General features: G+C 65.2%; 22 protein-coding genes. 3 read left to right on the top strand and 19 right to left on the bottom strand.

Features of this window, described 5'->3' with window-relative positions:
- Positions 1-5: 5 nt before the first annotated feature.
- The gene (locus WBR68_RS17510; RefSeq protein ID WP_230694847.1) at positions 6-1250 is read right to left on the bottom strand and encodes a dienelactone hydrolase family protein; all 1245 of its coding nucleotides are present in this window, start codon (positions 1248-1250) and stop codon (positions 6-8) included.
- Between the two features lie 60 nt (positions 1251-1310).
- Positions 1311-2489, bottom strand: coding sequence for an ABC transporter substrate-binding protein (locus WBR68_RS17515; RefSeq protein WP_050447063.1), 1179 nt, complete (start codon positions 2487-2489; stop codon positions 1311-1313).
- A 277-nt stretch (positions 2490-2766) separates the two neighbouring features.
- Between WBR68_RS17515 and WBR68_RS17520 the strand changes: the two genes are divergently transcribed.
- Positions 2767-3753 (top strand): AraC family transcriptional regulator, encoded by a 987-nt coding sequence (locus tag WBR68_RS17520; protein WP_230694848.1) that lies wholly within the window; start codon positions 2767-2769, stop codon positions 3751-3753.
- Between the two features lie 17 nt (positions 3754-3770).
- Here WBR68_RS17520 and WBR68_RS17525 read toward each other — a convergent pair whose 3' ends face one another.
- The 17 genes from WBR68_RS17525 to WBR68_RS17605 all read right to left on the bottom strand — a co-directional run bounded on the left by WBR68_RS17525 (position 3771) and on the right by WBR68_RS17605 (position 23817).
- Positions 3771-4178, bottom strand: a complete 408-nt coding sequence (locus WBR68_RS17525; RefSeq protein ID WP_050447060.1) for a RidA family protein — start codon at positions 4176-4178, stop codon at positions 3771-3773.
- 50 nt (positions 4179-4228) lie between these two features.
- Positions 4229-4654, bottom strand: a complete 426-nt coding sequence (locus tag WBR68_RS17530; protein WP_050447059.1) for an acyl-CoA thioesterase — start codon at positions 4652-4654, stop codon at positions 4229-4231.
- A gap of 34 nt (positions 4655-4688) precedes the next feature.
- Complete coding sequence (locus WBR68_RS17535; RefSeq protein ID WP_230694849.1) at positions 4689-6329, bottom strand: AMP-binding protein; 1641 nt, start codon at positions 6327-6329, stop codon at positions 4689-4691.
- A gap of 61 nt (positions 6330-6390) precedes the next feature.
- On the bottom strand, positions 6391-7560 hold the full coding sequence (locus WBR68_RS17540; RefSeq protein WP_230694870.1) for an acyl-CoA dehydrogenase family protein: 1170 nt from the start codon (positions 7558-7560) through the stop codon (positions 6391-6393).
- Between the two features lie 2 nt (positions 7561-7562).
- The gene (locus WBR68_RS17545) at positions 7563-8420 is read right to left on the bottom strand and encodes an enoyl-CoA hydratase family protein (RefSeq protein ID WP_230694850.1); all 858 of its coding nucleotides are present in this window, start codon (positions 8418-8420) and stop codon (positions 7563-7565) included.
- Positions 8421-8462: 42 nt separating this feature from the next.
- Positions 8463-9254 (bottom strand): SDR family NAD(P)-dependent oxidoreductase, encoded by a 792-nt coding sequence (locus WBR68_RS17550; RefSeq protein WP_230694851.1) that lies wholly within the window; start codon positions 9252-9254, stop codon positions 8463-8465.
- The gene (locus WBR68_RS17555) at positions 9251-11602 is read right to left on the bottom strand and encodes a bifunctional salicylyl-CoA 5-hydroxylase/oxidoreductase (RefSeq protein ID WP_230694852.1); all 2352 of its coding nucleotides are present in this window, start codon (positions 11600-11602) and stop codon (positions 9251-9253) included. Before WBR68_RS17555 ends, WBR68_RS17550 begins: the two co-directional genes overlap by 4 nt.
- A 928-nt stretch (positions 11603-12530) precedes the next feature.
- Entirely contained in the window at positions 12531-15104 is a 2574-nt protein-coding gene (locus WBR68_RS17560) for a sensor domain-containing protein (RefSeq protein ID WP_230694853.1), read from the bottom strand.
- 39 nt (positions 15105-15143) lie between these two features.
- On the bottom strand, positions 15144-15944 hold the full coding sequence (siaD, locus tag WBR68_RS17565) for a biofilm regulation diguanylate cyclase SiaD (RefSeq protein ID WP_050447053.1): 801 nt from the start codon (positions 15942-15944) through the stop codon (positions 15144-15146).
- A complete protein-coding gene (gene siaC, locus WBR68_RS17570; RefSeq protein ID WP_050447052.1) occupies positions 15941-16318 on the bottom strand; it encodes a biofilm regulation phosphoprotein SiaC in 378 nt (125 codons plus the stop codon). Before siaC ends, siaD begins: the two co-directional genes overlap by 4 nt.
- A 40-nt stretch (positions 16319-16358) precedes the next feature.
- Entirely contained in the window at positions 16359-16898 is a 540-nt protein-coding gene (gene siaB / locus WBR68_RS17575) for a biofilm regulation protein kinase SiaB (RefSeq protein WP_050447051.1), read from the bottom strand.
- A 23-nt stretch (positions 16899-16921) separates the two neighbouring features.
- A complete protein-coding gene (gene siaA, locus WBR68_RS17580; RefSeq protein WP_230694854.1) occupies positions 16922-18910 on the bottom strand; it encodes a biofilm regulation protein phosphatase SiaA in 1989 nt (662 codons plus the stop codon).
- A 238-nt stretch (positions 18911-19148) separates the two neighbouring features.
- Positions 19149-19853: an ABC transporter ATP-binding protein gene (locus WBR68_RS17585; RefSeq protein WP_050447165.1), complete on the bottom strand. Its 705-nt coding sequence runs from the start codon at positions 19851-19853 to the stop codon at positions 19149-19151.
- Positions 19853-20641 carry an ABC transporter ATP-binding protein gene (locus tag WBR68_RS17590; RefSeq protein WP_050447049.1) on the bottom strand — a complete coding sequence of 263 codons (789 nt, stop codon included), beginning with the start codon at positions 20639-20641 and terminating at the stop codon, positions 19853-19855. The genes WBR68_RS17585 and WBR68_RS17590 overlap by 1 nt, the downstream gene beginning before the upstream one ends.
- Positions 20638-21603 carry a branched-chain amino acid ABC transporter permease gene (locus WBR68_RS17595; RefSeq protein ID WP_050447048.1) on the bottom strand — a complete coding sequence of 322 codons (966 nt, stop codon included), beginning with the start codon at positions 21601-21603 and terminating at the stop codon, positions 20638-20640. Before WBR68_RS17595 ends, WBR68_RS17590 begins: the two co-directional genes overlap by 4 nt.
- Positions 21603-22523, bottom strand: coding sequence for a branched-chain amino acid ABC transporter permease (locus WBR68_RS17600; protein ID WP_050447047.1), 921 nt, complete (start codon positions 22521-22523; stop codon positions 21603-21605). The genes WBR68_RS17595 and WBR68_RS17600 overlap by 1 nt, the downstream gene beginning before the upstream one ends.
- 130 nt (positions 22524-22653) lie before the next feature.
- A complete protein-coding gene (locus WBR68_RS17605; RefSeq protein WP_230694855.1) occupies positions 22654-23817 on the bottom strand; it encodes an ABC transporter substrate-binding protein in 1164 nt (387 codons plus the stop codon).
- Between the two features lie 338 nt (positions 23818-24155).
- On the opposite strand from WBR68_RS17605, the gene WBR68_RS17610 reads away from it, so the two are divergent.
- Both WBR68_RS17610 and WBR68_RS17615 read left to right on the top strand, forming a co-directional pair.
- Entirely contained in the window at positions 24156-24650 is a 495-nt protein-coding gene (locus WBR68_RS17610; protein ID WP_050447045.1) for a MarR family winged helix-turn-helix transcriptional regulator, read from the top strand.
- A gap of 61 nt (positions 24651-24711) precedes the next feature.
- Positions 24712-25752, top strand: coding sequence for a hypothetical protein (locus tag WBR68_RS17615; RefSeq protein ID WP_050447044.1), 1041 nt, complete (start codon positions 24712-24714; stop codon positions 25750-25752).
- Positions 25753-25819: the final 67 nt, after the last annotated feature.

Raw genomic sequence — 25819 nt, forward strand, 5'->3', positions numbered from 1 at the left:
TGCTCCTACTTGTTCTCGCTGTCTTTCCAGCGTGCCATCAAGGTGTTCGACGGCAGGGTTTCGTCCAGCAGCTTGGCCGCGGTTTCGCGGCCGGCCACCGGCAACCCGGCAGGGTCCAGCAAGCCCACCTGCACCAGCACACTGGCCTGATCCCAGTAGATATGCTCGTGGTAGAGCTTGTCGCCCCGGAACTTCACGACGGCGATCAGCGGAATTTCCACCGGCCGGCCCGTGGGCGCCACGCCGGGCAGCATCCAGTCGATCTCGGTGGTGTGCGTGAAGCAGAACAGCAGTTCGTCCACGATCTGCGTGGCGCCCACCGTGCGAGACAGCGGAATCAAGCGCGTGTCGGGCGGGTTGCCGTTGACGAAATGGTGCTGGTAGAAGCGCGACAGTTCCTTGTGGCCCACGCCGCCCGTCATGGTGGGGATGTGGTTCACATAGGGTTCGGCCACCATCGTGGCCATGGTGGCAGCCACGTCGCGCGTGCCGAATTCGTATTCGCAGTGCTTGTCCCACAAGTACGAATAATCGAACTCGGGCCCGATGGCGCGTTGCAGCGCGGCCATGCTGCGCTGGTGCGCCATCAGTGCCGACGGCTTGTCGTAGTGCTCGCCGCCCGTGCGGGCGAACGCATGGTCCATGCCGGGGTACACGTACAGTTCCACGCCGGGCTTGCCGCTCAGCGCATCCAGGATGCGCTGACGCGCGGCGGGCGGACAGAAGCCGTCCTGTTCGGCTATGTGCAGCACCAGGCGGCCGCGCAAGTTGGCCGCTTCGTCCAGGCTGTCTTCGATGCCCACGCCGTAATAGCCCACGGCCACGTCCACATCGGTACGGCAGGCGGCCAGATAGGCCAGCTTGCCGCCCAGGCAGTAACCCAGCACGCCAACGCCGCCCTGTTGCTCGGGCAGTTCGCGCAGCAAGGCGATGGTAGACGCGATGTCTTTCAAGCCCTGCTCAACGTCAAAGCCCTTGTAAAGCTCGAACGCGCGCGGCATGTCGGCCGGACCGTCGGTCAGTTGAATGCCGGGCTGCTGGCGCCAGAACAGGTCGGGCACCAGCACCACGTAGCCCTCTTCGGCCAGCAACTGCGCGGCACGGCGCATGAAGTCGTTCACGCCGAAAATTTCCTGGCACAGCACCAGCCCAGGGCCATGGCCCGAGGCGGGCACGGCCAGGTAGGCGCTGAATGTCTTGCCATCGTGCGAGGGAACAGTCACCTCGCGCGTCGTGATGTGTTGGGTCATTCGGTTCTCCTGTGTTGCTTGATGCCTGATGCAAGACGCCCGCTGCGCGTGGCCTGCCGCCTACTTCATCTGGCAGGTGGCGGCGAACGGGTCCTGGTACTGGGTCAGCACCGTGCCCGACAGCTTGTTGGCCAGCTTGCCGTCCGCGCCCGCTTCCACGACGCGCAGGTAGTAGTTCTGGATGGGGTATTGGTTGCGGTTGAACTTGAAGTCACCCCGCACCGATTTGAAATCCGCGCGCCGCAACGCCGGGCGCAGCGCGTCGGCGTCAAGCTTGCCGCCCGTCTGCCGCACGGCGCTGTCCAGCAGCATGGCGGCGTCATAGCCTTGCGAGGCGTACAGCGTGGGCGTGCGCTTGTAGGTCTTCTTGAAGTCTTCAACAAACTTGCGGTTCGCGGGGTTGTCCAGGTCAGCCGCCCATTGCGAGGTGTTGCGCATGCCGGCGATCGGCGCGCCGACGGCGGCGATGGTGTCCTCGTCGCCCGAGAAGCCCGGCGCCAACAGCGCGATGTCCTTGGACAGGCCCGCGCCATTGAACTGTTTGATGAAGTTCACGCCCATGCCGCCAGGCAGGAAGAAGAAGACCGCATCCGGCTTGCTGGCGCGCAGGCGCGAGATTTCAACGCCGTAGTCCAACTGGCCGAGCTGGGTGTAGATCTCTTCGGACAGGCCGCCCTTGTACAGACGCTTGAAACCCTTTAGCGATTCGCGGCCGCCCGGGTAGTCGGGCGCGATCAGCGCCACGCTCTTGTAGCCCTGGTCCGTGGCGTACTTGCCCATGGCGGCGGGAATGTCTTCGTTCTGCCAGGCCACCGCGAAGAAGTTGGGGTTGCAGCCCGCGCCCGCGTAGTTTTCGGGGCCGGTATTGGTGCTGAGGTAAATGGTGTCAGACTGCAAAATGGCTGGCATCACGGGCAGCAGCACGTTGGAAAACACGATGCCCGTCATGACGTCGACGCGGTCACGCTTGAGCAGCCTTTCCACCGCCTGGCGGCCCGTGTCCGCTTTTTGCTGGTCGTCGGCCACCACGACTTCGGCGGGCAACCCGCCCAGCTTGCCACCCGTATGCTGCAGCGCCAGATTGAAGCCGTCGCGGATCTCGTTGCCCAGCGCGGACCCCGGTCCGGACAAGGTTGTCAGCATGCCTACCTTGATCTTGTCAGCCGCCGAGGCGCTGGCCACGGCAGAGATACAGACCAGCGCCGCCAGCGCGCGCCGGCTCCAGAGATGTCGATTCATGGGCCACCTTCGATTCTGCCGCCAGCCGCGCTGGCGGAAAGCTGACAGATCCCGTCTGCCGTCGGTACACGCATGCCGCCGATCAAAGTCGCCAAGCTTACGCGCCGTGACGACGCCCTCCAATAGCAAAGGGCCTGCTGGCTAGCGTATGCCGTGCAGGCGCGCCGCTCTATCCGAATACGCGCAGTCTTATCCGGGATTCACTTAATTCCAAAGCCTGGACAGTTAATTTATTCTGGGCTGCTGATACGGGAGCGTTCCCGTCCCGGAGGCACCCATGCACGGCTGGTCCCGACTCGAACTGGCGCCGCTTTTCAAGCGGCGCGTGTTCAGCTCCACCCAACAGGACGAAACACGCACTCGCGTGTCGGAAGCGCTGAAAGAACACCGGCTGACCTGGAAGGCGGGCCGCGTGGACGCCGAACTGAACCGGGGCCGGTTCGGCTCGCTAACGGTCTGTACCTTGCGCTACGGCGCCGAAGTGCATATCGAACCCGACCGCCTGCAGGACTTCATGCTGGTGCAAGTGCCGCTGCGGGGCCGCGCGCGCATCGAGTGCGGTGACGATTACGTGGACGCCCACCCCGATTGCGCCGCCGTCATCGCGCCCAACCGCCCGCTGCGGCTGCACTGGGAAGCCGGCTGCGAACAACTGCTGCTGAAGATTCCGCGCGGCAAACTCGAAGCCATGGGCCGCCGCGCCTTTGGCGATGCCGCCACCCTGGCGCTGGACTTCAGCCCCGCCCTGCGGCTGGACAACCCGGTGGGCGCGGCCTGGCGCAGCATGGTCACCAGCATGATCCACCTGCTGCCCACGCTGGACGACGGCGCGCGGCGCCCGCCCGCCGCGTGGTTGGAACACCTGGAAGACACGCTGGTGCTGCACCTGCTGTACAACCAGCCCAATAGCTGGCAAGCGCAGGCGGGGCACGCCCAAGACCTGCCGCGCCGCCTGACGCTGGCGGAATCCTATATGCGCGAGCACCTGTCGGCCCCGCTGACGCTGACGGACATCGCCCGCCACGCCGGCGCCAGCGCCACCGCGCTGACCCGTTTGTTCCAGGAACACCGCGACACCACGCCCATGCTGGCGCTGCGGTCGCTGCGCCTGGACACCGCCAGGCAGAAGCTGAAGACGAACGCCCACGCCAGCGTGACCGAAGTCGCGCTGGGCGTGGGGTTTGGACATCTGGGAAGGTTCTCGGAGTACTACCGGGAGCGGTTTGGAGAACTGCCGCGCGAGACGCGGCGTGGGCAAGGGTAAACAGCGCCCCGCCGCGATCAGGCCGCCGGCACCACCGCCGTCACTTCGATTTCCACCTTGGCGCGGTCCTCGACCAGGTCCGCCACTTCCACCGCCGTCATCGCCGGGAAGTGCCGGCCGATGAATTCGCGGTAGTGCTTGCCGATGGCCGGATACGCGGCCACATAGGCGTCCTTGTCGGTGACGTACCAGGTCATCCGCACAATGTGTTCGGGCTTGGCGCCGCCTTCGGCCAGGATGGCGACAATGTTCGACAGCGTCTGGCGGACCTGGTCCGCCAGGTCATCCGATTCGAATTGCTGCTGTCCATTCCACCCCACCTGCCCGCCCACGAACACGAGCTTGCTGCCCACCGTCATTTCGGTAAGCACACCATTCGAATAGCCCCGGGGCGCCATCCAATCCGGCGGTTGCAGAATCTTCATAACGTCTCATCCTATTTATAAAAAACAAACGACAGGGTGGTCTCGCGGCCTTACGCCGCGGGAACCAGATAAGCCTGCATGCGTTCCCGCAGGTCGGCAGGCATGGGCATGGACTTCATCGTCCGTAAATCCACGGTCACGATCGTCAGCGTGGCCGACAAGCGCAACTGTCCGTCCGGGCCTTCGAAGCGCACCAGCGCCTTGAACGATGCGCCGCCAATGCGCTGCACTTCAAGCGTCTGGCGCAAGCGTTCATGCCAGCGGCTGGGCGCGCTGAAATCACAGGTGACCGAGGCCATCGGTGTACCGATATGCCGATCAACATGCAGCGCATGAAACGGCAGGCCCATGCCTTTGTCGAACCATTCCTCGACAAAGTCATTGATCATCTCGAAATAGCGCGGATAGAAGACAATGCCCGCCGGGTCGCAATGACGGAAGCGGACTTCTACCTGGCTGGTGAAAGCTGCGGACATGATGATTTCCTGATTACTTATCTGAACATCCGATTCAAGCCATCTGGCGCAGCGCAAAGCGTTGCAGCTTGCCCGTTTCGGTACGGGGCAGCGTGGCCACGAATTCGATGGCGCGCGGATATTTGTACGGGGCGATGCTGGCCTTCACGAACGCCTGCATATCGGCCACCAGCGCGTCGCTGGGCGCAAAGCCCGGCTTGAGCACCACGAAGGCCTTGACCAACTGGCCGCGCTCGTCGTCCTGCGCCCCCACCACGCCGCATTCGGCCACCGCTTCGTGGCGCAGCAACGCGTCTTCCACTTCGGGGCCGGCGATGTTGTAGCCCGCCGAGACGATCATGTCGTCATTGCGCGCCTGGTAGTACAGATAGCCGTCGTCGTCCTGCATGAAGGTGTCGCCCGGCAAGTTCCAGCCCTGCTGCACGAAGCGGCGCTGACGGTCATCCGCCAGGTAGCGGCAGCCCGTGGGGCCCTTGATGGCCAACCGGCCCACCGTGCCGTTGGGCACGGGCTGCATGTCGTCGTCCACCACCTGCGCCACATAGCCGGGCACCACCTTGCCGATGGCGCCGCGCTTGACGGCTTCGGGCGGGCTGGACACGAACACGTGGATCATTTCGGTGCCGCCGATGCCGTCGATCATTTCGATGCCGCTGGCCTCTTTCCACAACTGGCGCGTGGCGTCCGGCAGCGCTTCGCCGGCCGACACGCTTTTCTTCAGCGACGACAGATCAAATTTGCCGACCAGCGCGGCCATCTGGCGATAGAACGTCGGTGCGGTAAAGACGATGGTGGCGCGGAAGTCCTGGATCAGTTCCAGCAGGCTTTCCGGCGACAGCTTTTCGGCCAGCACGGTGCTGGCGCCCACGCGCAAGGGAAAGCACAGCAGGCCGCCCAGGCCAAACGTGAAGGCCAGCGGCGGCGTGCCGCAGAAGATGTCGTCGGGGCCGGGCTTGATCACATGCTTGGGGAACAGGTCGCACATCGCCAGCACGTCGCGATGAAAGTGCATGCAGCCCTTGGGCGAACCCGTGGTGCCGCTGGTGAAGGCGATCAGGCAGACGTCGTCGGCGGCGGTGTCGCAAGCCGTGAAATCGTCGGGCTTGGCGGCGGCCAACGCGTCCAGCGCATCGGGCGCGGCGTCGTTGAAGACCATCACCTTGGTCAGCTGCGGGCAGTGATGCTCGTGGCCAGGTTCAACGCAGAACCCGGCCTCTTCCTTCAGGCGCGCATCGCACAGCACCGCCTGGATCTGGGCCTTCTCGATGATCTGCTTGAGTTCCTTGGCGCGCAGCAGCGGCATCGTGGGCACCGTCACCAGGCCCGCCTTGATCGCGGCCAGCCAGGACGCCGCCATCATCGGGTTGTTCGGGCCGCGCAGCAGCAGGCGGTTGCCGGGCACCAGGCCCATGTCTTCGGTCAGCACGCGCGCAATGCGGTTGGTCAGTGAGGCCAGTTCGCGATAGGTCATCGTGGCCTGCTTCTCGCCATCGCGCCAGCGCAGCGCCACGCGGTCGGCGAAGCCGCGTTCAGCCATGGCATCCACCAGTTCAACGGCGCAGTTGAAGCGCTTGGGGTAGGCCACGTCGGGGCCATCAAGCAGGAATTCAGGCCATTGATCGCCCGGGGGTAGATTGTCCCGGGCGAAGGTGTCGGTGTGGGCGGATACTTCCATGAAATTCCCCTTGCTTGTGCGGTGTGGTTTGCTGTGCTGACGGCGAGAGCTCGATGGCCCTTTACGCCTTCAGCAGTTCACGGGCGATGATCAACTTCTGCACTTCGGTGGCGCCTTCGTAGATACGCAGCGCTCTGATTTCCCTGTAAAGCTTCTCCACCGGCATCCCCGACACCACGCCCGCGCCGCCAAACATCTGCAAGGCGCGGTCGATCACGGTCTGCGCCGATTCAGTGGCCGTCATCTTGGCCATCGCGGCTTCGCGCGTGGTGCGCAGCTTTTGCACGTCGCGCATCCACGCGGCGCGATACGTCAGCAGCGCCGACGCGTCGATGGCGGTTGCCATGTCGCCCAGCGCCGCTTGCGTCAGTTGCAGGTCGGCCAGCGTCTGGCCGAACATGCGGCGCGACTTGGCGCGCGCCAGGCCTTCATCCAGCGCGCGGCGGGCGAACCCCAGCGCGGCTGCCGCCACCGAAGCGCGGAAAATATCCAGCGTCATCATGGCCAGCTTGAAGCCCTGGCCCGCGTCGCCCAGGCGGTGCGAGGCCGGGATGCGGCAGTTGTCGAAGGTGATGGTGGCCAGCGGATGCGGGGCGATGAGTTCGATGCGTTCACTGACCTCGAAGCCCGGGGTGTCGGCATCCACCACGAAGGCGCTGATGCCGCGCGCCCCCGGCGCTTCGCCGGTACGGGCGAAGACCACGTAGAAGTCCGCGATGCCGCCGTTGGAAATCCAGGTCTTGGCGCCGTTCAGCACGTAGTGCTCGCCGTCCAGCTTGGCCTCGCAGGCGAGCGCGGCCACGTCCGAGCCCGCGTCGGGTTCAGACAGCGCGAAGGCGACGATGGCTTCGCCGCGCGCCACACGCGGCAGGTAGTGCTGGCGCAGTTCGTCAGAGCCCATCAAGGAGATGGCGCCGCTGCCCAAGCCCTGCATGGCGAAAGCAAAGTCCGCCAGGCCTTCGTGGCGGGCGAAGGTTTCACGCAGGATGCAGACGGCGCGGGAATCGACTTCCGGCAAGGCGCCGCCCCAGGCGCCGCCCGGGCCGCCCGCCACCGCGTAGCGCAGCCAGCCGGCCTGGCCCATGGCCTTGACCAGTTTCTTGCAGGCCGAGTCGGCGTCGTGATGGTCGACATCCCCCAAGGACGCTTCGCACCAGGCGTCGACGTCGTGCGCCAGCTTGCGGTGCGCGTCGTCAAAAAAGGGCCAGTCCAGCCAGCTTGCGTCACGCATCATCAGTTCCCCTCGAAGACGGGCTTTTGCTTGGCCACGAAGGCCTCGTAAGCGCGGTGGAAATCGCGCGTCTGCATGCAGATGGCCTGGGCTTCGGCTTCGGCCTCGATGGCCTCGTCCACGCCCATGTTCCATTCCTGATGCAGCAGCTTCTTGGTGACGCCGTGCGCGAAAGTGGGGCCGGCGGCCAGTTGCGCGGCCAGCGTCTGCGCGGCTTCGGCCAGTTTGGCGGAATCGTGCAGCGCGTTGAAGAAACCCCAGCTTGCGCCTTCGTCAGCCGTCATGGCGCGGCCGGTGTACAGCAGTTCAGAGGCGCGCCCCTGGCCGATCATGCGCGGCAGCAAGGTGCAGGCGCCCATGTCGGCGCCGGCCAGGCCCACGCGGGTAAACAGGAAGGCGGTGCGCGCGGCGGGCGTGCCCAGCCGCATGTCGGCGGCCAGCGCCACCATGGCGCCCGCGCCCGCGCACACGCCGTCCACCGCCGCCACGATGGGCTGGGGGCAGGCGCGCATGGCCTTGACCAGATCGCCCGTCATGCGGGTGAAGTCCAGCAGTTCGGGCATGCTCATCTTGGTCAGCGGGCCAATGATTTCATGCACATCACCGCCCGAGCAGAAGTTGCCGCCCGCGCCCGTCACCACCACCACCTTGACGTCGGTGGCATACACCAGCGAGCGGAACAGGTCGCGCAGTTCGGCGTAGGAATCGAACGTCAACGGGTTCTTGCGTTCGGGCCGATTCAGCGTGACCGTGCCGATCTTGCCGTCGGCCGACACCTGCCACAGGAACGTCTTGGCCTGATAGCCGGCCAGCGGGCGCTTGTGGTGCTTCATGGTGTGCTCTTCGGACTGGGTGCTCATGGTGTCTCCGTTCTTTATCCAGGGGTTGATGGGGCGCCGGGCTTAGCCGGTCATCACTTCGCCGCCGTCCACGGCGATCGCCTGCCCATTGACCGAGGCAGATGCTGGCAGCGCCAGCCAGGCCACGGTCTCGGCCACTTCGTCGGGCTGCACCAGGCGGCCCTGGGGGTTGCGCTCGGCCAGTTTGGCGCGGGCGGCGTCCGGCGTCATGCCGGTTTTTTCCACGATGTTGGCAACCGCGCCGCGCACGATGTCGGTTTCGGTATAGCCGGGGCAGACGGCGTTCACGGTCACGCCCTTTTGCGCGGTTTCCAGCGCCAGCGAACGGGTCAGCCCGATCACGCCGTGCTTGGCGGCGCAGTAAGCGCTGACATAGCCGTAGCCGATCAGGCCGGCGGTGCTGGCCACGTTGATGACGCGGCCCCACTTGGCTTGCAGCATGCCGGGCAGCGCGGCCTGGATGCAGTGAAACGTGCCGGTCAGGTTGACGGCAATCATCTGGTGCCAGAGCGCAGCGTCGGTGCGGTCAAAGCGTTGGCTGACGGCTTGGCCGGCGTTGTTCACCAGCACCAGCACCAGGCCGAATTCGGTTTCGGCCTGGGCAAAGGCGGCGCGCACCGAGGCTTCGTCCGCGATGTCGGCGCTAACGGCCTGCACCTGCCCCAGGCTGGCCAGGCTGTCGGCGGCGGCATCCAGCGCCGCGCCATCACGGCCCAGCAGCGTGACGCGCGCGCCGCGCGCCAGCAGCGCCCGCGCGCTGGCCAGCCCGATGCCGCGCGCACCGCCCGTCACCAGCGCGTGGCGACCGTCCAAGGGTTGCGCAAGACTCGTCATTTGATGTCCAGTTGCGCCATGGCGGCGGCGCGTTCGAAGTTGGTTTCCAGTTGGCGCTTGCCCGCGAAATACTGGCTGGGCCAAGCAATGTCACGGTAACCCACGCGGGCGGCTTCGCGCAGCGTCCAGGACGCGTCGGCCAGGTGGGGACGCGCCAGGGCGCAGAGGTCGGCACGGCCCGAGGCGATGATGGCGTTGGCGTGGTCGGCTTCGAAGATGGCGCCCACCGCAATGGTGGGGATGCCCGCTTCGTTGCGCACGCGGTCGGCGAACGGGGTCTGGAACATGCGGCCGTAGACGGGCTTTTCTTCCTTGCTGACCTGGCCGGACGAGCAGTCGATCATGTCGGCGCCGGCGGCCTTGAAGTAGCGCGCGATTTCGACGGCGTCATCAGCGGTGATGCCGCCTTCGACCCAGTCGCTGGCGGAGATCCGCACCGACATGGGCTTGTCTTCGGGCCAGACGGCGCGCACGGCCTTGAATACTTCCAGCGGATAGCGCAGGCGGTTTTCCAGGCTGCCGCCGTATTCGTCGTCACGGTGGTTGGTCAGCGGCGAGATGAAGCTGGACAGCAGGTAGCCGTGGGCGCAGTGCAGTTCCAGCCAATCAAAACCGGCCTGCTCGGCGCGGCGGGCGGCGGCAACGAAGTTGTCGCGCGCGTCGTCCATGTCGGCGCGTGTCATGGCGCGCGGCGTTTGCGACACGCCTTCGATGTACGGCAAGGCGGAAGCCGACAACAGCGGCCAATTGCCTTCGGCCAAGGGGTGATCGATTTTCTGCCAGCCCAGTTGCGTGGAGCCCTTGCGGCCGGCATGGCCCAGCTGCACGCCGATGCGGGCGTCGCTATTGCCATGCACAAAATCCACGATGCGGGCAAACGCCTGCGTCTGCTCGTCGTTCCACAAGCCGGGGCAGCCCGGGGTGATGCGGCCGTCCGGCGACACGCAGGTCATTTCCACCATGACCAGGCCGGCGCCGCCCATGGCGCGCGCACCCAGGTGCACCAGGTGGAAGTCGCCCGGCACGCCGTCGGTGCAGGAATACATGGCCATGGGCGACACCAGAATGCGGTTCTTCAACCGCACGCCGCGTGCCTGGTAGGGCGTCAGCATGGGGATGGCGGGGCGCTGGCCGGCGGCTGCCGGTGCGCCGGCGCGTTCGGCGATCCAACGCTCAAAGCCTTCCAGCCAGGCCGGGTCACGCAAACGCAGGTTTTCGTGCGAGATGCGCTGCGAGCGGGTCAGCAGGGAATAGGCGAATTGCTCGGGTTCCAGTTCGGCGTAACGCTCGACGTTTTCGAACCACTCGGTGGAGTTGCGGGCGGCGTTCTGAATCTTCAGGACCTCGACGCTACGCACTTCCTCGTAGTGCTTCAAGCCCGCTTCAACGCTGCCTTCGGCGCCGCTCAGGCAGCGCGCGAGTTCGATGGAGTCTTCAAGCGCCAATTTGGTGCCGGAGCCGATGGAGAAGTGCGCGGTGTGCGCGGCATCGCCCATCAGCACGACAGGCACGCGGCGCTGGCCGCGCGCGGTGTCCAGCGTGTTCCAGTGCACCCAGGTGTTGCAGATGACGCGCGGGAAACGAATCCAGATGGCGGACCCGCGCAGGTGCGTGGCGTTGCTGATCAGCGCATTGCCGTCCAGCCAGGGCGCGAACAGTTTTTCGCAGTAGGCGATGCCTTCTTCCTGGCTCATCTGCTCGATGCCGGCAGCCTGCCAGGTTTCCTCGGGCGTCTCGACGATGAAGGTCGACATGCCGTCTTCGTAGCGGTAGGCATGCGCCTGGAACCAGCCGTGTTCGGTCTGGACGAAGGCGAAGGTGAAGGCGTCGAACACCTTCTTCGTGCCCAGCCAGACAAAGCGGCAGCGGCGCTGGTCGATGTCGGGGTGGAAGGTGTCGGCGTAGCGGGTGCGGACCTGGCTGTTGATACCGTCGGAGGCAATGACGAGGTCGGCGTCGTATTCGCGGGCGATGGCCTGGTCATCCTGGACGAAGTTTTCGAACACCAGCTTCACGCCCACGTCTTCGCAACGCGCCTGCAGAATGTTCAGCAGCTTCTTGCGGCCAATGCCGATAAAGCCGTGGCCGCTGCTGCGGATGCTGCGGCCCTTGAAGTGGATGTCGATGTCATCCCAATGGTTGAACGCGTCGCCAATGGTCTGAGCGGAAACGGGGTCTGCCTCGCGCAGGTTCTGCATGGTGGCGTCGGAGAACACCACGCCCCATCCAAAAGTGTCATACGGACGATTGCGTTCGATGACGGTGACGTCGTTGGCGGGGTTCTGCAGTTTCATGAGCAGACCGAAATACAGGCCGGCGGGACCGCCGCCGATGCAGACTATTTTCATTGCCGTAACGCTCCGAGGTACGCGACAGTCGCTCATTTATCGGGAGCGAGGCGCCGCGGATATTTAGGTCTGGATAGTTTAGGCTTGAAATATATACCTGAAGCAAGGGGTTCGCAAATGGGGGAAAGCTATTAGATGGGATTGAAATGGGGGACGCTTTGGTGGCGGGGAAGAGATGGGTTACGTGCGCTGGGCACCGCCATTCGCGGGGAGGCCTTCCCGCACTTCACCCATCCTACGTAGGATGGGTGTGACGCGCACACATGAACAGAAGAACAACGCCCTCAAGCGCGCGAACCCATCAGCGGTGCCCCGCCCCGAGACAACGCGCGACGCGGCCACGTAGGATGGGTGTGGCGCGCACACATGAAGAGAAGAACAACGCCCTCCAGCGCGCGAACCCATCAGCGGTGCCCCGCCCCAAGACAACGTCCGACGCGGCCCGTAGGATGGGTGTGGCGCGCACACGTGAAGAGAAGAACAACAGCCCCCAGCGCGCAAACCCATCAGCGGTGCCCCGCCCCGAGACACCGTGTGACGCGGCCCCGTAGGATGGGTGCGGCGCGCACAGATGAACAGAAGAACAACAGCCCCCAGCGCGCGAACCCATCAGCGGTGCCCCAACCCGAGACAACGTGTGACGCGGCCCGTAGGATGGGTGCGGCGCGCACACATGAAGAGAAGAACAACAGCCCCCAGCGCGCGAACCCATCAGCAGCGCCCCGCCCCAAGACAACGTCCGACGCGGCCCCGTAGGATGGGTGTGGCGCGCACACATGAAGAGAAGAACAACAGCCCTCCAGCGCGCGAACCCATCAGCAGCGCCCCAACCCAAGACATCCCGTCAGCGGAGATGGGTTACGTGCGATCGGCTTCTGCGTTCGCGGGGTCGCCTTCGCGCCCTTCACCCATCCTACGAGACGTATTCCTACCTACCCCGCAGCCACTCCTCCAGTTCCTCTGCCGGCAACGGCGGTGAAAACAGGAACCCCTGTCCCGCCGCGCAGCCCTGCTCGATCAAGAACCTGCGCTGCTCCTCATTCTCGACCCCTTCCGCCACCACCGGCAGGCTCAGGCTTTCCCCAATCCTTATGACGGCGCTGGTCAGTGCCCGCGCCGCATCGTCGCTTTCCAGGCCCTGCACGAAACTGCGGTCCAGTTTCAACTCATCCACGATCAAGCGCCGCAAGTGCCCCAGGCTGGAATACCCCGTGCCGAAGTCATCCATCGACAGCCGCACCCCCAGCCGATGCAGTTCGGCGATGGTGCGCAGCGTGCCGGCCGTGGCGTCCAGCACCACGCCTTCGGTAATCTCCAGCATCAAATCCGCTGGCAGCAAGCCGAACTCGGCCAGGGTCGCCGCGATCATGCGTGGCAGGTTCAGGTTGTGGAAATTCGTCGCCGACAGGTTCACCGACACCGACGGCACCCGCAACCCGTTGTGGCGCCAGATCGCCAGTTGCGAACACGCCTCGCGCAGCGCCCAGTCGCCCAGGTCGCCGATCAGGCCGCATTCCTCGGCCAGCGGCACGAAGCGCGCCGGCGAAATGTCGCCCAGCGTGGGATGACGCCAGCGGGCCAGCGCCTCCACCCCATACAGGCTGCCGTTCTTCAAGCCCACCTGCGGCTGATAGTGCAAACGCAGCGCCTTGGCTTCCAGCGCATCGCGCAGCGCCGCTTCCAGGGCCAGGCGTTCTTGCGCCTGGCGGTTCATTTCGGCACTGAAGAACGAAATGCGGTTGCGGCCCGCCGTCTTGGCCTGGTACATGGCCATGTCCGCGTGGCGCAACAGGGTATCCATGTCGCGCCCGTTCTCCGGGAACACGCTGATGCCGATGCTGACCGACGGGTTCAGTGTGATGCCGCCCACCGAGAACGGCTGGGCCAATGCCACCAGCACGTGCTCGGCGGCCGCGGTCAGACGGCCATGTTCAAAGTCCGGCATCAGCATCACGAACTCGTCGCCTGACAGGCGGCCGACGATGTCCGACGCGCGCGCCAGGCGGCGCAGGCGTTGCGCCACATCGCGCAGCAGCGCATCGCCCACGGGATGGCCCAGCGTGTCGTTGACCTGCTTGAAACGATCCAGGTCCAGGAACAGCACCGCCACCCGCTTGCGATCAGGCTCGGCGCGCGCAATCGCCTGCTCGGCTTGCGCCAGCAGCAGGTTGCGGTTCGGCAGGCCCGTCAGCTCGTCATAGAACGCCAACTGGCGGATGCGGGCGCGCGCCTCCTCGCGTTCCAGCGCCAGCGCGCACAGGTACACGCACACGTCGACCAGGCGATGATGGAAATCATCAGGCAGGCGGCGTTCGCGGAAATAGAAGCCGAAGGTGCCGATCACGCGGCCATCGCTGGACTTGATGGGCGACGACCAGCACGCCTTGATGTCGTCCGGCAAGGGCAGATGGCGGTACTCGTCCCACAGCGGATCGGTGGCGATGTCCGGCACGATGACCGGGCGGCCCAGAAACGCCGACGTGCCGCAGGCGCCCACTTGCGGGCCGATCTTCACGCCGTCCAACGCGTTCGAATAAGCATCCGGCATGCTGGGCGCGGCCAGGTGTCGCAAATGGCCGGTGTCATCCACGCGCAAAACCGTGGCGGCCACTTCGGGCGCCAGGCGCTCGACCTCGCGGCACACCATGTTCATGACCTCAACCACCGAGGCCTCGTTGACCATGGCCTGCAGCACGCGGCGCTGTAGCACCTCATGCACCTTGGTGGGCGTGATGTCGGTCAGCACGTCAACGATATTGACGAGCGTGCCACGGTCGTCAAAAACCGAATTGGCCATGACCGACACCCACAGCGGCTTGCCGCAGCGGTCATAGACCAGCACATCCTTGTGGAAGCCTTCGCGGCAGGCAATGCGGCGGTCCAGCTCTTCGCGGGTGCCGCCGTCAGGGCGGCCGCCGGCAAGCAACTCGCCCAGTTCCTGATGCAGCGCGTCACCGCGCGCAAAGCCCAGCATGCGCTGGAACCCATCGTTCACGTAGACGATGCGGCCGTCAGACCCGGATACCGCGACCGCGTTGCCGGTTTCGTTGATGCCCAGCAGCAGCAGGCGGATCTCTTCCTGGCGTTCGGCGTCGGCGATGGATTTGCGAGACACGACCGACACGCGGGCGGTCACACCGTCATCGCCTGCCATGGGCAGATAGGTGGCTTCGATCCACAGGCTGGCGCCGTCTTGCGCGCGGTAGCGGCAGGTGCCCGAAAAGTGTTCACCACGACGCAGGCGGGCCCACACTTCCTCGCCACTGGCGATGCCCTTGCCTTCGTCCATGCTGTCGCACAGCATGTCATGGCGTAGCCGCAAGGCCTCCTCAAGGGTGTAGCCCATGGCGGCCAGGAAATTGGCGTTGGCGTTCAACAGCACGCCGTCCGCATCGAAATCAAACAGCAACAGCGTCCGGTCCATCGACGCCAGGTAATTGTCGGCCTGCCACGCGGCGCCCTGGGGGCCCGCGCTTGAAACGCTTGCTTGAGTGTCAAGCATAAGGGGCTCCATACCGGAATACAGCTGTTCCGGTTTCATTCAGCGCTTGGGAAAACCAAGGGCGACGCGATCGCGTCCGTCCTGCTTGGCCAGATACAGCGCCTGGTCAGCGCGGCTCAGCGTTTCCGAGAAGGTTTCACCCAACTGGTGATGCGCCATGCCAATGCTGACCGTCAGCCTCAATACGTCGTTTTCGCCCGCCGCCACCACCAGCCCGCGCACGGCGCCAACCAGTCGGTCCATCACGCCCTGGGCGGCTTCGGGTTGGGTGTTGGGCAGCATCACCAGAAATTCCTCGCCGCCCCAACGGCCGCACATATCGTATTCACGCAGGCTTTCGCCCAGCACGCCCGCCAGTTCGACCAGGGCGCGGTCGCCCGTTTCGTGGCCGTAACGGTCATTGACCGCCTTGAAGTGGTCCACATCCAGCATGGCCACCACAAAGCTTTCTCCGCTGCGCGCGGCGCGCTCGACTTCCTGCTTGATCATGTCCATCAGTGCGCGTCGGTTAAGCAAGCCGGTCAGCGGATCGCGGCTGGACGTTTCCGCAAGCGCCGTGTTCAGGTCGCGCATCATGTTCTGGTAGTGGTCGGAGATGCGCGCAATGCGCGTCAAGCGCCGCAGTTGGCGCTCGAACTGGTCGCACAGGCCCAGCTCTCGCTCGTGCGCCATGGATTGATAGGCGTCCGACAACTGGGTGATGCGCTGAATCCGCGCCATCTGGTCCGCCGTATGCCGCCACAGCGCCTCGAGCGCTTCGCGCAGCGGGTGTCCGGCATGAGCGGGGTCAGCCAGCAGCTCAGTGATGCGGCGATCCAGGTCGGCGGCGCCCGGCTTCATTCGCGGCCAACCACCGAGAACGGAAAGGTGCAGTCTTCCTTGAATTCCTCGGCCAGCTCGCCGACCCGTTCATTGCGCTTGTCGTAGAACCAGGTGACGCTGACTTCGCGACCTTTGCAATGGGCCGCTTCGAGCTGGTCAAAGATGTCCATGACGGACTTGATGCTGCTGGTGTTGAGATACAGCAGCTCCAGTTCCAGGCTCAGCGGCGCGGCCGAACCCAGCAGATAGGCTTCGACCCATTCAATGACCGGGCCGAACAGTTCAAAGGAATTCTCGGGATAGGAGTCGCCGCGCATCGCCAGCACGCCGGCGGCGACGTCGGCGGTGATGGCGGGCGTGGACTGCGTCCCGGGAATGTTCAGGTCTTTCATCAGATACTCCGAAAATAATTCTTTGATGCGCGCGGAGCCTTCAGATCACAACGCTCAGGCTGAAGAACGCCTTGCCTTCGTGCGCGGTGGGCGTCAGGCTGGCTTCCAGCGGAGCGCCGGCGCGCCGCGCAATATCGATCAAACCCAAGCCCGCGCCCGAGGCAACGCCCTGGGCGCGCGGCTTGTGCAACTGTGTCTTGTATTCGGCCTTCAACGCCGCCTTGTCCAGCGCGGCCAGTTCGCGGATGCGGGCGACCAGCGCGTGGCCATCGTCGGACTTGACCAGGTTGCCCGCCGACACCACGTAGCGGCTTTCGTCGCGGCGGCCGATAACGACCGTGGCGCTGGCCTCGGCATCGCCATTGGCGGCGGCGTACTGGCGGATGTTCTGGATCATTTCGATATAGACCGAAAAGACGTCCATGGCTTCCGCGGGGCGCGCATGTTCCGCATTCAGGTAATTCTTGAGCGCGTTGCCGATTTCTTCGATCAGGCTGCGGGAGATCGGCCCGTTAAAGCAGAGCAGGGTGCGGTTCTGGTTGAACCGTTCACCCAGCGCGTAGAGATCGGAGGCATTCATAGGGGTTACCGCCCTGATAACGATTATTCGAAACGGAAAGACAACAGGGTGATGTCGTCACGTTGCGGACGGCCCCCCTGGTATTCGGCCAGCGCCTGCGAAAACGCGGCGGCCTGTTCAGTTAACGGCCGGCGCGCGTGTCTCTTGAGCATTTCCGCAAAACGGGTATTGCCGAATCCAAAGCCGTGCTCGCCGCCCGCCTGGTCCAGGAAACCGTCGGTGGCCAGGTAATACGTCCAGCCGGGCTCCAATTGCACGTCGATGTTTTCGTAGCGGCCGACCCGCTTGTCACCCAGCGCGCGCTTGCCGCCAGGTATTTCACGCAAGGTCTCGCCATCGCCGGCGTACAGGCTGATCTTGGCGCCCGCATAGCGCAGGCGCTTGGATTGGCGGTCAATATATACCAGGCCCGCGTCGGTATTGGTGGCCAGCGCGCGTGGCAATTGCGCATCCGCAAGCATGGCGCGAATGGCGCCGTCGGTACGGGTCAGGACGCCGGCGGGATCGGCGGGGCCGACCTCGGTGATCGCCAGATCAATGGCGGCGCGCGCCAGCATGGTCATCAGCGCGCCGGGCACGCCGTGGCCCGCGCAGTCCATGATGCCCAGCAGGCAGTTGGCGCCGTCGGAGCGGAACACGTAGAAGTCACCGCCCACCACGTCGCGCGGCTTCCACAGCACGAAATGGTGCGCGCCCAGCGACTGCGTCAGTTGGCGGTCGGGCAGAATGGCGCGCTGGATCAGGCTGGCGTAGTCGATGGAGTCGCCAATTTTCTTGTGCGCGGCGGCCATGGCGCGGTTGGCGTCTTCCAGCGCCGAGGTGCGTTCGCGCACCTTGGTTTCCAGTTCGGCCGTGTGCTGGCGGACCTTGTCGGCCATGACGCCGAAGGCGCGGCTCAGGTCGCCAATTTCGTCCTGGCCGCCCGGCGGCAGGCGCACGTCGTAGCTGCCGTCCGCAATGGCGCGGGCTGATTGCTGCAGGCGGCGCAAGGGGCGCAGCATCAGGCGTTCAATGGCGTAGCCGAAGCACAGCAGCATGGCGGCAAACAACACCACCAGGCCAATAGCCGCCGGCCACAGCCAGCCGGTGTCCAGCACGCGCGCGGCGCCCAGGTCCACCATCGTCAGCACGTGCCAGTGCAGCTCGGGCATATACGCCACCGCCACCAATTGGCGCGTGCCGTCCATGCTGACCCACGCCGTCTGCACCGATTGCGGGTCGGCCTGCGCCGCGTGCATGGCCGAGCGCAGTTCGTCCTGCCCAGGCCCCGCGTCCAACAGGTTGAACACGCGCCCGCGATCCGCCGCGCCACCGCCCGCGCCGGAGTTGTAGGCGATCAATGAGGCGTCCATGTGCGCCTGGATGGCGCCGTCTTCGTCCACGATGATGGGGGTGACGCCGGGCTGGCCGCTGTTGACGAATTCCCGCAGGAAGCCGCCCACGTCCAGACCCGCGCCGGTCAGCCCCACCACCTTGTTGCCGTCGCGCACCTGGACGTTGATCCACACTTTGGTGGTCTTCAGCTTCAGGTCGGGGTTGACGTTGATGTTGTATTTGGCCGGCGACTTCAACGACGCGTAGAACCAGCCGTCGTCAGCCGCGTTGGGGCTGAGCGTGTAGCGCGGCGCTTCGGACAGCGGCTTGTCGTCGTTGAAGTAGTAGTTTCCGGTGGCGGCGCTGGCGATGAAGTAGGCGCGCCCGAGCAGGTCGCGCCGGTAGCCATCGGCTTCGCGAAAAAACAATTCGCGCGCGGCCGGGTCACTTTCATCGCGCAACCAGCGGCGGGTGACTTCGCTGTCGGCCAGGCGCAAGGACAAGGCCAGTTCGCGGGACACCGGCGCCAGAATGCGTTGCCGGTTCAACTGCGTGAAGTTGTCGGCAAAGGCGCGTCCGAAGTGGTCCCTGACCCCATCCAGCACCATCCAACCGATTACCGCCGCGGGCGCCAGGGCGACCACGCACGCCAACAACAGCGCCATTAATGATTTTTTGCGCAAACCCCATTTCGCCATGCGAAGTCTTCCTGACAGCTTGATAAGACGTACTTGCGTAACGTGCGTGCCCGCTCGGTAGGCACGCGATGGGCCTGGCGGGACAAGTGTAGAGAACAGCCGGGGCAATTGAAACAGGTGCAAACATCAGGATGCGGGCTAGACACCCTGTGTTTCAACGCAGCAATGAAAATGGCGGTTTATTGCGATTTATATCTAGTTTTTCTTTCGCTCACCCGCGTGTTTTGCGGCTTTATTGCTACACGCCCAGATAGCGTTCCCACAGGCCGCGGTCGGCATCCAAGGCCTTGGAGTCACCCGTCCAGACAACCTTGCCGCGCTCCAGGATGACGTGCTGGTCGGCCAGGCTCAGCAATCTTTCAACATATTTATCGATGACCAGAATGGTCTGGCCTGCTTGGCGCAGGCGCGCCAGGCAAGCCCAGATTTCTTCGCGGATCTTGGGCGCCAGGCCTTCAGTAGCTTCGTCCAGGATCAGCAGGCGCGGGTTGGTGACCAAGGCGCGGCCGATGGCCAGCATCTGCTGCTCGCCACCTGACAACTGGTTGCCCATGTTGCGGGCGCGTTCGCGCAGGCGCGGAAACAGATCGAACACGCGGTCCGGCGTCCAGGGTTCACCAATGCCGGGGTTGCGTGCCGCGGTAAACGCCGTCAGGTGTTCGCGCACCGTCAGGTTGGGGAAACACTGCCGCCCTTCCGGCACGATGGCCACGCCAGCGCGGGCAATGCGGTCGGAGCTCCAGCCGCTGATGTCCTGATCCGCGAAATGGATCTTGCCGCCACGTAGCGGTAGTTGCCCGAACAACGTGCGCAGCAGCGTGGTCTTGCCCATGCCGTTCCTGCCCAGCAAGGTCACCACCTGGCCGGCGCCAATCTGCAGGTCCACACCAAACAGCACCTGGCTGGCGCCGTAGCCGCTTTCGGCGGATTCGATGGTGAGCATCATGCGGTCTCCTCGTCGCCCAGGTAGGCTTGCCGCACTTCCGGATTGGCGCGGATTTCGTCAGGGGTGCCGGTGGCGATGACACGGCCATACACCAGCACCGACAGGCGGTCGGCCAGGCGGAACACCGCCTGCATGTCGTGTTCGACCAGCAGCATGGCGGCGCGGCCACGCAGGGTTTCGATCAGTTCGGTCAGGCGCACGGTTTCGTCCGGCCCCATGCCGGCCATGGGTTCGTCCAGCAGCAGCACGCTGGGGCGCGCGGCCAGGGCCAGCGCGAACTCCACCTTGCGCTGTTCGCCGTGCGGCAAGGTGCCGGCCGGGCGTTCCAGCAGGCTGGCGTCGATGGCGCATTCCCGCGCCAGTTCGCGCGCCTGCTCGTACAGCGCGGTCTGGGCGGTGCGCGGCGACCAGAAGCGGAAGCTGCTGCCCGCGTGCGCCTGCACCGCCAGCACCAGGTTGTCCAACACGTTGGACTGCTTGAAGATGTTGGTGATCTGGTAGGACCGCGACAGCCCGGCCGCCACGCGCTGGTGCGCGTTCATGCTGGTGACGTCGCGCCCGCCCACGGTCAGCGTGCCGGAGTCCGCCGCCAGCGTGCCCGACAGCAGATGGATCAGCGTGGACTTGCCGGCGCCGTTAGGGCCGATCAGGGCGTGAATTTCGCCCGGGTTCAGGGTCAGCGACACGTTGTCGGTCGCGACCAGGGCGCCAAAGCGGCGTACCAGGCCGGTGGCCTGCAAGGCCGGCACGCCCGAGTTGTTGTTGGTGTTGGATGCCAAGCTCATGATCCCACCTTGCCGGATTGGGCCACGGCGCGTCCGCCGAACATCGGGCCGAACAGGCCGACCAGACCGCGCGGCGCGCCAAACACCACGCACAGCAGCAGCACGCCCAGGGGCAGGTGCCAGTATTCGGTCCACATGCGCAGCACTTCTTCCAGCGTCAGCATCACCACCGCGCCGGCCACACCGCCCCAACGCAGGCCGATGCCGCCCACCAGCACCATGATCAGCAGGTTGGCCGACTGGGTCCATTGCATCAGGTTGGGCGAGACGAACAGGTTGTGGTTGGCCAGCAGCGCACCTGCCAGGCCCGCCGCCGCGCCACTAAGCGTGAAGGCAACGAGCTTGATGCGGTAGACCGGATAGCCCATGGCTTCCATGCGCGATTCGTTTTCGCGGATGCCCTGCAAGGCGGTACCGAAACGCGAGGACACCACGCGGCTGAACACCCACATCAACACCGCGAACAGCACCAGCACCAGGTAGTAGAAGCTGACGTCGTTGGCCAGGTCGATGCCGGGCAGCGTGGAATAGCCGGGCAGGTTCAGCCCGTCTTCCCCGCCGTATTGGCGCAGCGAAATGAAGATGTAGTACAGCATCTGCGCGAACGCCAGGGTGATCATGATGAAGTACACGCCACGGGTGCGCAGCGAAATCGCGCCCGTGATTGCCGCCAGCACGCCCGCCAGCACCATGGCCACCGGCCAGACGATCAGCGCCGACGTGATGCCCGACATGGCCAGAATGCCCACGGCGTACGCACCCGCGCCGAAGAAGGCCGCGTGCCCCAGCGCCACCATGCCGCCATAGCCCAGGATCAGGTTCAGGCTGGTCGCGGCCAGTGCGTAGATCAGCACGCGGCGCACGAAGGAAATATAGAAGTCCAGGTCCAGCGCCGGGGCCACCAGCGGGAACGCCGCCAGCGCCAGCAGCAGGATTACGGTCCAGATTGTGCTTTTCATCATCAACCCCGCGCCGGAAACAGGCCAGAGGGCCGGAACACCAGCACAGCCGCCATCAATACGTAAATGGCGATGGCGGCCAGCGTCGGGCCGACGCTGGAAGCCACGGCCGGCGAAAAAATCTGGCGCAGCAGCATGGGCAGGAAGGCGCGCCCGGCGGTGTCCACCATGCCCACCAGCAAGGCGCCCACGAAGGCGCCTCGAATGGAACCGATGCCGCCGATGACGATGCACACCAGCACCAGGATCAAAATATCTTCGCCCATGCCAAGCTGCACGGCGGTGATCGGCCCCAGCAGCGCCCCGGCCACGGCGGCCAGCATGGCGCCCAGCACGAACACGCCCAGGAACAGCAGCGGCACGCGCACGCCCATCAGCGTGGCCATCTGGCGGTTGGACGCGCCGGCCCGCACCAGCACGCCGGCACGGGTGCGGGTCACGAACCAGTACAGGCCCGCGGCGGCGGCCACGCCGAACACAATGATCATCAAGCGATAGGCGGGATACAGCAGGTCGGGCATCAGGCGCACGGGTCCTGACAGCATGGCCGGCATGTTCAGCATGACCGGGGCAGGCCCCCAGATCATCTTGACCAGGTCATTGGCAATAAGAATGACCGCGTAGGTGCCCAGCACCTGCGCCAGGTGGTCGCGCAGCGCCAGGCGGCGGATCAGCGTCAGTTCCAGCACCACGCCGACCAGGCCGGTGGCGACGGCCGCCACCAGAACGGCGGCGGTGAATGAACCTGTGCGCTGCATGGTTTCGGCGGCGACATAGGCGCCGGCCATGTAGAGCGAGCCGTGAGCCAGATTCATGATGTCCATGATGCCGAAAACCAGGGTCAGCCCGGCCGCAATCAAAAACAACATCAACCCAAACTGCAGACCGTTCAGCAATTGCTCGACGATCAGCGTAAACGTCATGAACACTTCCCCCTGCCGCGTACCTTGCGAGCGGTGCGCGTGCGATTCAAACCTACATTGGACGGCGGCCCGCGCCGGCCGCGTCCGGCATTACCGGAAACACGGCGGGCGCGAGCTTGGGCGTCTTACCTCAGAGCATGCACTCGCCGACGTAGACGTCCTGGTACTTGTCGAACACCTTGCCCACCAGCTTGTTGGTGATGCGGCCGCTGCCGTCCTTGTCGACGACGCGCAGGTAGTAGGCCTGGATCGGATAGTGGTTCTTGCCGTAGGTGAACTTGCCGCGCACCGAGGGGTAGTCGGCCTTTTCCAGCGCGGCGATGACGGCCGCGCGGTCCGAGGCCTTGCCGCCGGCCTGCTTGACGGCGGCGTCCATGGCCATGATGACGTCATAGGCCTGGGCAGCGTACACCGACGGGTAGCGGCCGTTGTATTCCTTGCGGAAGGCGTCCACGAACGTCTTGTTCTGCGGCACGTCCAGGTCATGCGCCCACTGCGCCGTGTTGTACATGCCCAGCATGGGTTCGCCCACGGCCTGGATCACGTCTTCGTCGGCCGAGAAGCCCGGGCCGATCAGCTTGACGCTTTGCGACAGGCCCGCCGACACAAACTGCTTGACGAAGTTGATGCCCATGCCGCCCGGCAGGAAGATGTAGACCGCGTCCGGCTTGGCCGCGCGGATCTGCGCGATTTCGGCGGCGTAGTCGATCTGGCCCAGCTTGGTGTAGACCTCGTCGCCCGGGGCGATCTTGTAGCCGCGCTTGAAGCCCGTCAGCGCGTCCTTGCCCGCCGGGTAGTCGGGCGCCATGATGAACATTTTCTTGAAGCCGCGGTCGGCGGCAACCTTGCCGGCCGCTTCGTGGAAGGCGTCGTTCTGGTAGGACGTGCCGAACCAGTAGTTATTGCATTGGGCGCCGGCAAATTGGCTGGGGCCGGGGTTGTTCGACAGGTACGGAATCTTGGCGGCGAACAGCGCGGGGCCCACGGCCAGCGCCACGTTCGAACCGATCGGGCCCGTGAAGAAATCGATTTTTTCGCGCTGGATGTAGCGCGTGACCAACTGGCGGGCCTGGTCCGGGTTGCCGCCCATGTCAGTCTGAACGAATTCGGCGGGCTGACCGCCCAACTTGCTGCCCAGTTGCTTGATGGCCAGATTGAAGCCGTCACGCGCTTCGGCGCCCAGCGCCGAGAACGGGCCGGAAATGTCGTTGGCGATGCCGACCTTGACGGCGTCAGCCATGGCTACGGCCGGCACCAGTGCGGCGGCGGCGATAAGGGAAGTGATCAAACGCATGGTGGTGTGCTCCGTGCGCGAGCCCGCGCAGAGGGTGTTCTTATTGAGGGTGCGATTCGAATGACTTCTATGCCCGGCCTGCCGGCGCCAGTGCGCCGCCGTCAAACACGTGCTTGCAAGCCTGAGCTTGCCGCCCCACCATCCCCCTTGTGCTGCACAGGGAAAGCTGGCGCGGTTCATAGTTTAGGTTTAAAGTATTCTTCAAAACAAGACTAGGGTTTTTACCAGCCCTGGGTTTACACCAGCCCTTCCATCAACGAAGACCGTATCGACGAAACGCCTGGTACGACGCTCGCGCGACAGTACCCGACATCTCGCCGAACCTCAAGAAAACGCCGATGACTGACGCTCCTGATCTCGAATCCCGCGCCGCGCCCGACGACCACCACGCGCTGCGGTTATGGCTGCGCATGCTCACCTGCGCCAATCTCATCGAAGGCGAAATCCGCAGCCGCCTGCGTAACGAATTCGACACTACCCTGCCCCGCTTCGACCTGATGGCGCAACTGCAACGCGCGCCCAAGGGCATGAAAATGGGCGAGCTGTCGCGCCACATGATGGTGACCAACGGCAATATCACCGGCATTACCGACCAGCTTGAAAAAGAGGGGCTGGTGGTGCGCACCAAGGTGGAATCCGACCGCCGCAGTTCGCTGATCAAGCTGACGCCCCAGGGCAAGAAGAGCTTTGCGCGCATGGCGCGCGCGCACGAGGCCTGGGTCAAATCCATGTTTGGCGAAATGCCGGAGTCCACCCGCAATGCGCTGTTCCAGGCGCTGGGCGAACTCAAGCTGCAAGTGGTGGCCACCCGCTCGGAATCCGCCAAGACCTGACCCCGCCGCACCTTGCCGCCAGGGCTGAAAACCGCATGCGGATTGGCGCATAATTGCCGCCATGATTCCGGTTTCTCTTCCTGGCGGTAATTTCTACGTGCTGATGGTGGCCTCGCTGGCCTGCCTGGCCACCTTGCTGACTTGGCTGGCGGTCCTGGCCACCACGCCCAGCGCGCGGCACTGGCTGGGCGACCACCGGCGCGCTGGCACGATCCTGATGACCATTCTGACGCTGGTGGGCGCCATTTTTCCTTATCAGCAGCTCAGTGTGTGGTTCACCGCGCAGCGTGACGCCCAGGCCGACGCCGGCCGCAAGACGACGCTGACCGAGCCCACGCGGCTGGCCGGCGTGGACATGCCCGCCGGCACCGTGCTCAGCCTGACGCAGCCAGGCGACTTGGCCTCATTCGACCGCGCCGTCTTCCCCGACACGCAACCCGCCGCCATCGACGGCCTTGCCGCCACCCACCTGTTCCGCTACGCCGCCACCGCTAAGCAACCCGAAACCCTGTCGGTAGAAATCGCCCGTGACCAGGCGCAGGAAGGCTGGCTGTGCGCGCATGGGCACCGGCTTGAATTCGTCTTGCAAGGCGGCAAGCCCCGGTTTGCCAGTTGCCACCTGGCCGTGGGTAACACGCTGGACCAGCAAGCGGTGCCGCCCGGCGCCTGGCTGAAGGTGGACGAGTCCGCGCGCGGCACGGCCCCGGACGCCAGCGCTGGCGTGCCGCGCTGGCTGCTGCGCACCGAAGGCAGCGACGCGATGGACTTGCGCCAACTGCCCTTGCTGAAGGTGGACATGCGGCTGGACGGCCAGCGCCGCCTGCTGGGTTTTGAAGGCCTGCTGGCCCGCGACACCACGCTGGGCCCCATGACCTACCCGCCCGGCACCCGCGTGCTGACCGCCAACCCCCGCCTGCCCGGCGCCCAGCCCGGCGACCTGCTGTTTTCGCCATCGCGCGGCCGCTCGGCGCGACGCGACGGCGGCGAAGACGTGGCGGCCGGCAGTTCGGTGCTGCAAGCGCCCGACGGCACGGTGCGCAGCGTGCTCAGCAACCGCGAGGCCGGGGTGCTGGACGTGGCCGCCATGCGCATGGCCCCCTGAGCCGTCCCCTGAAAGATCCCTGCTCCAAAGCGGTGGGATAATACTGAGCTTTCCCCCGCGCGCCGCC

It is taken from the genome of Achromobacter sp. JD-1 (assembly GCF_038594925.1).
Lineage (GTDB): Bacteria > Pseudomonadota > Gammaproteobacteria > Burkholderiales > Burkholderiaceae_B > Achromobacter > Achromobacter spanius_C.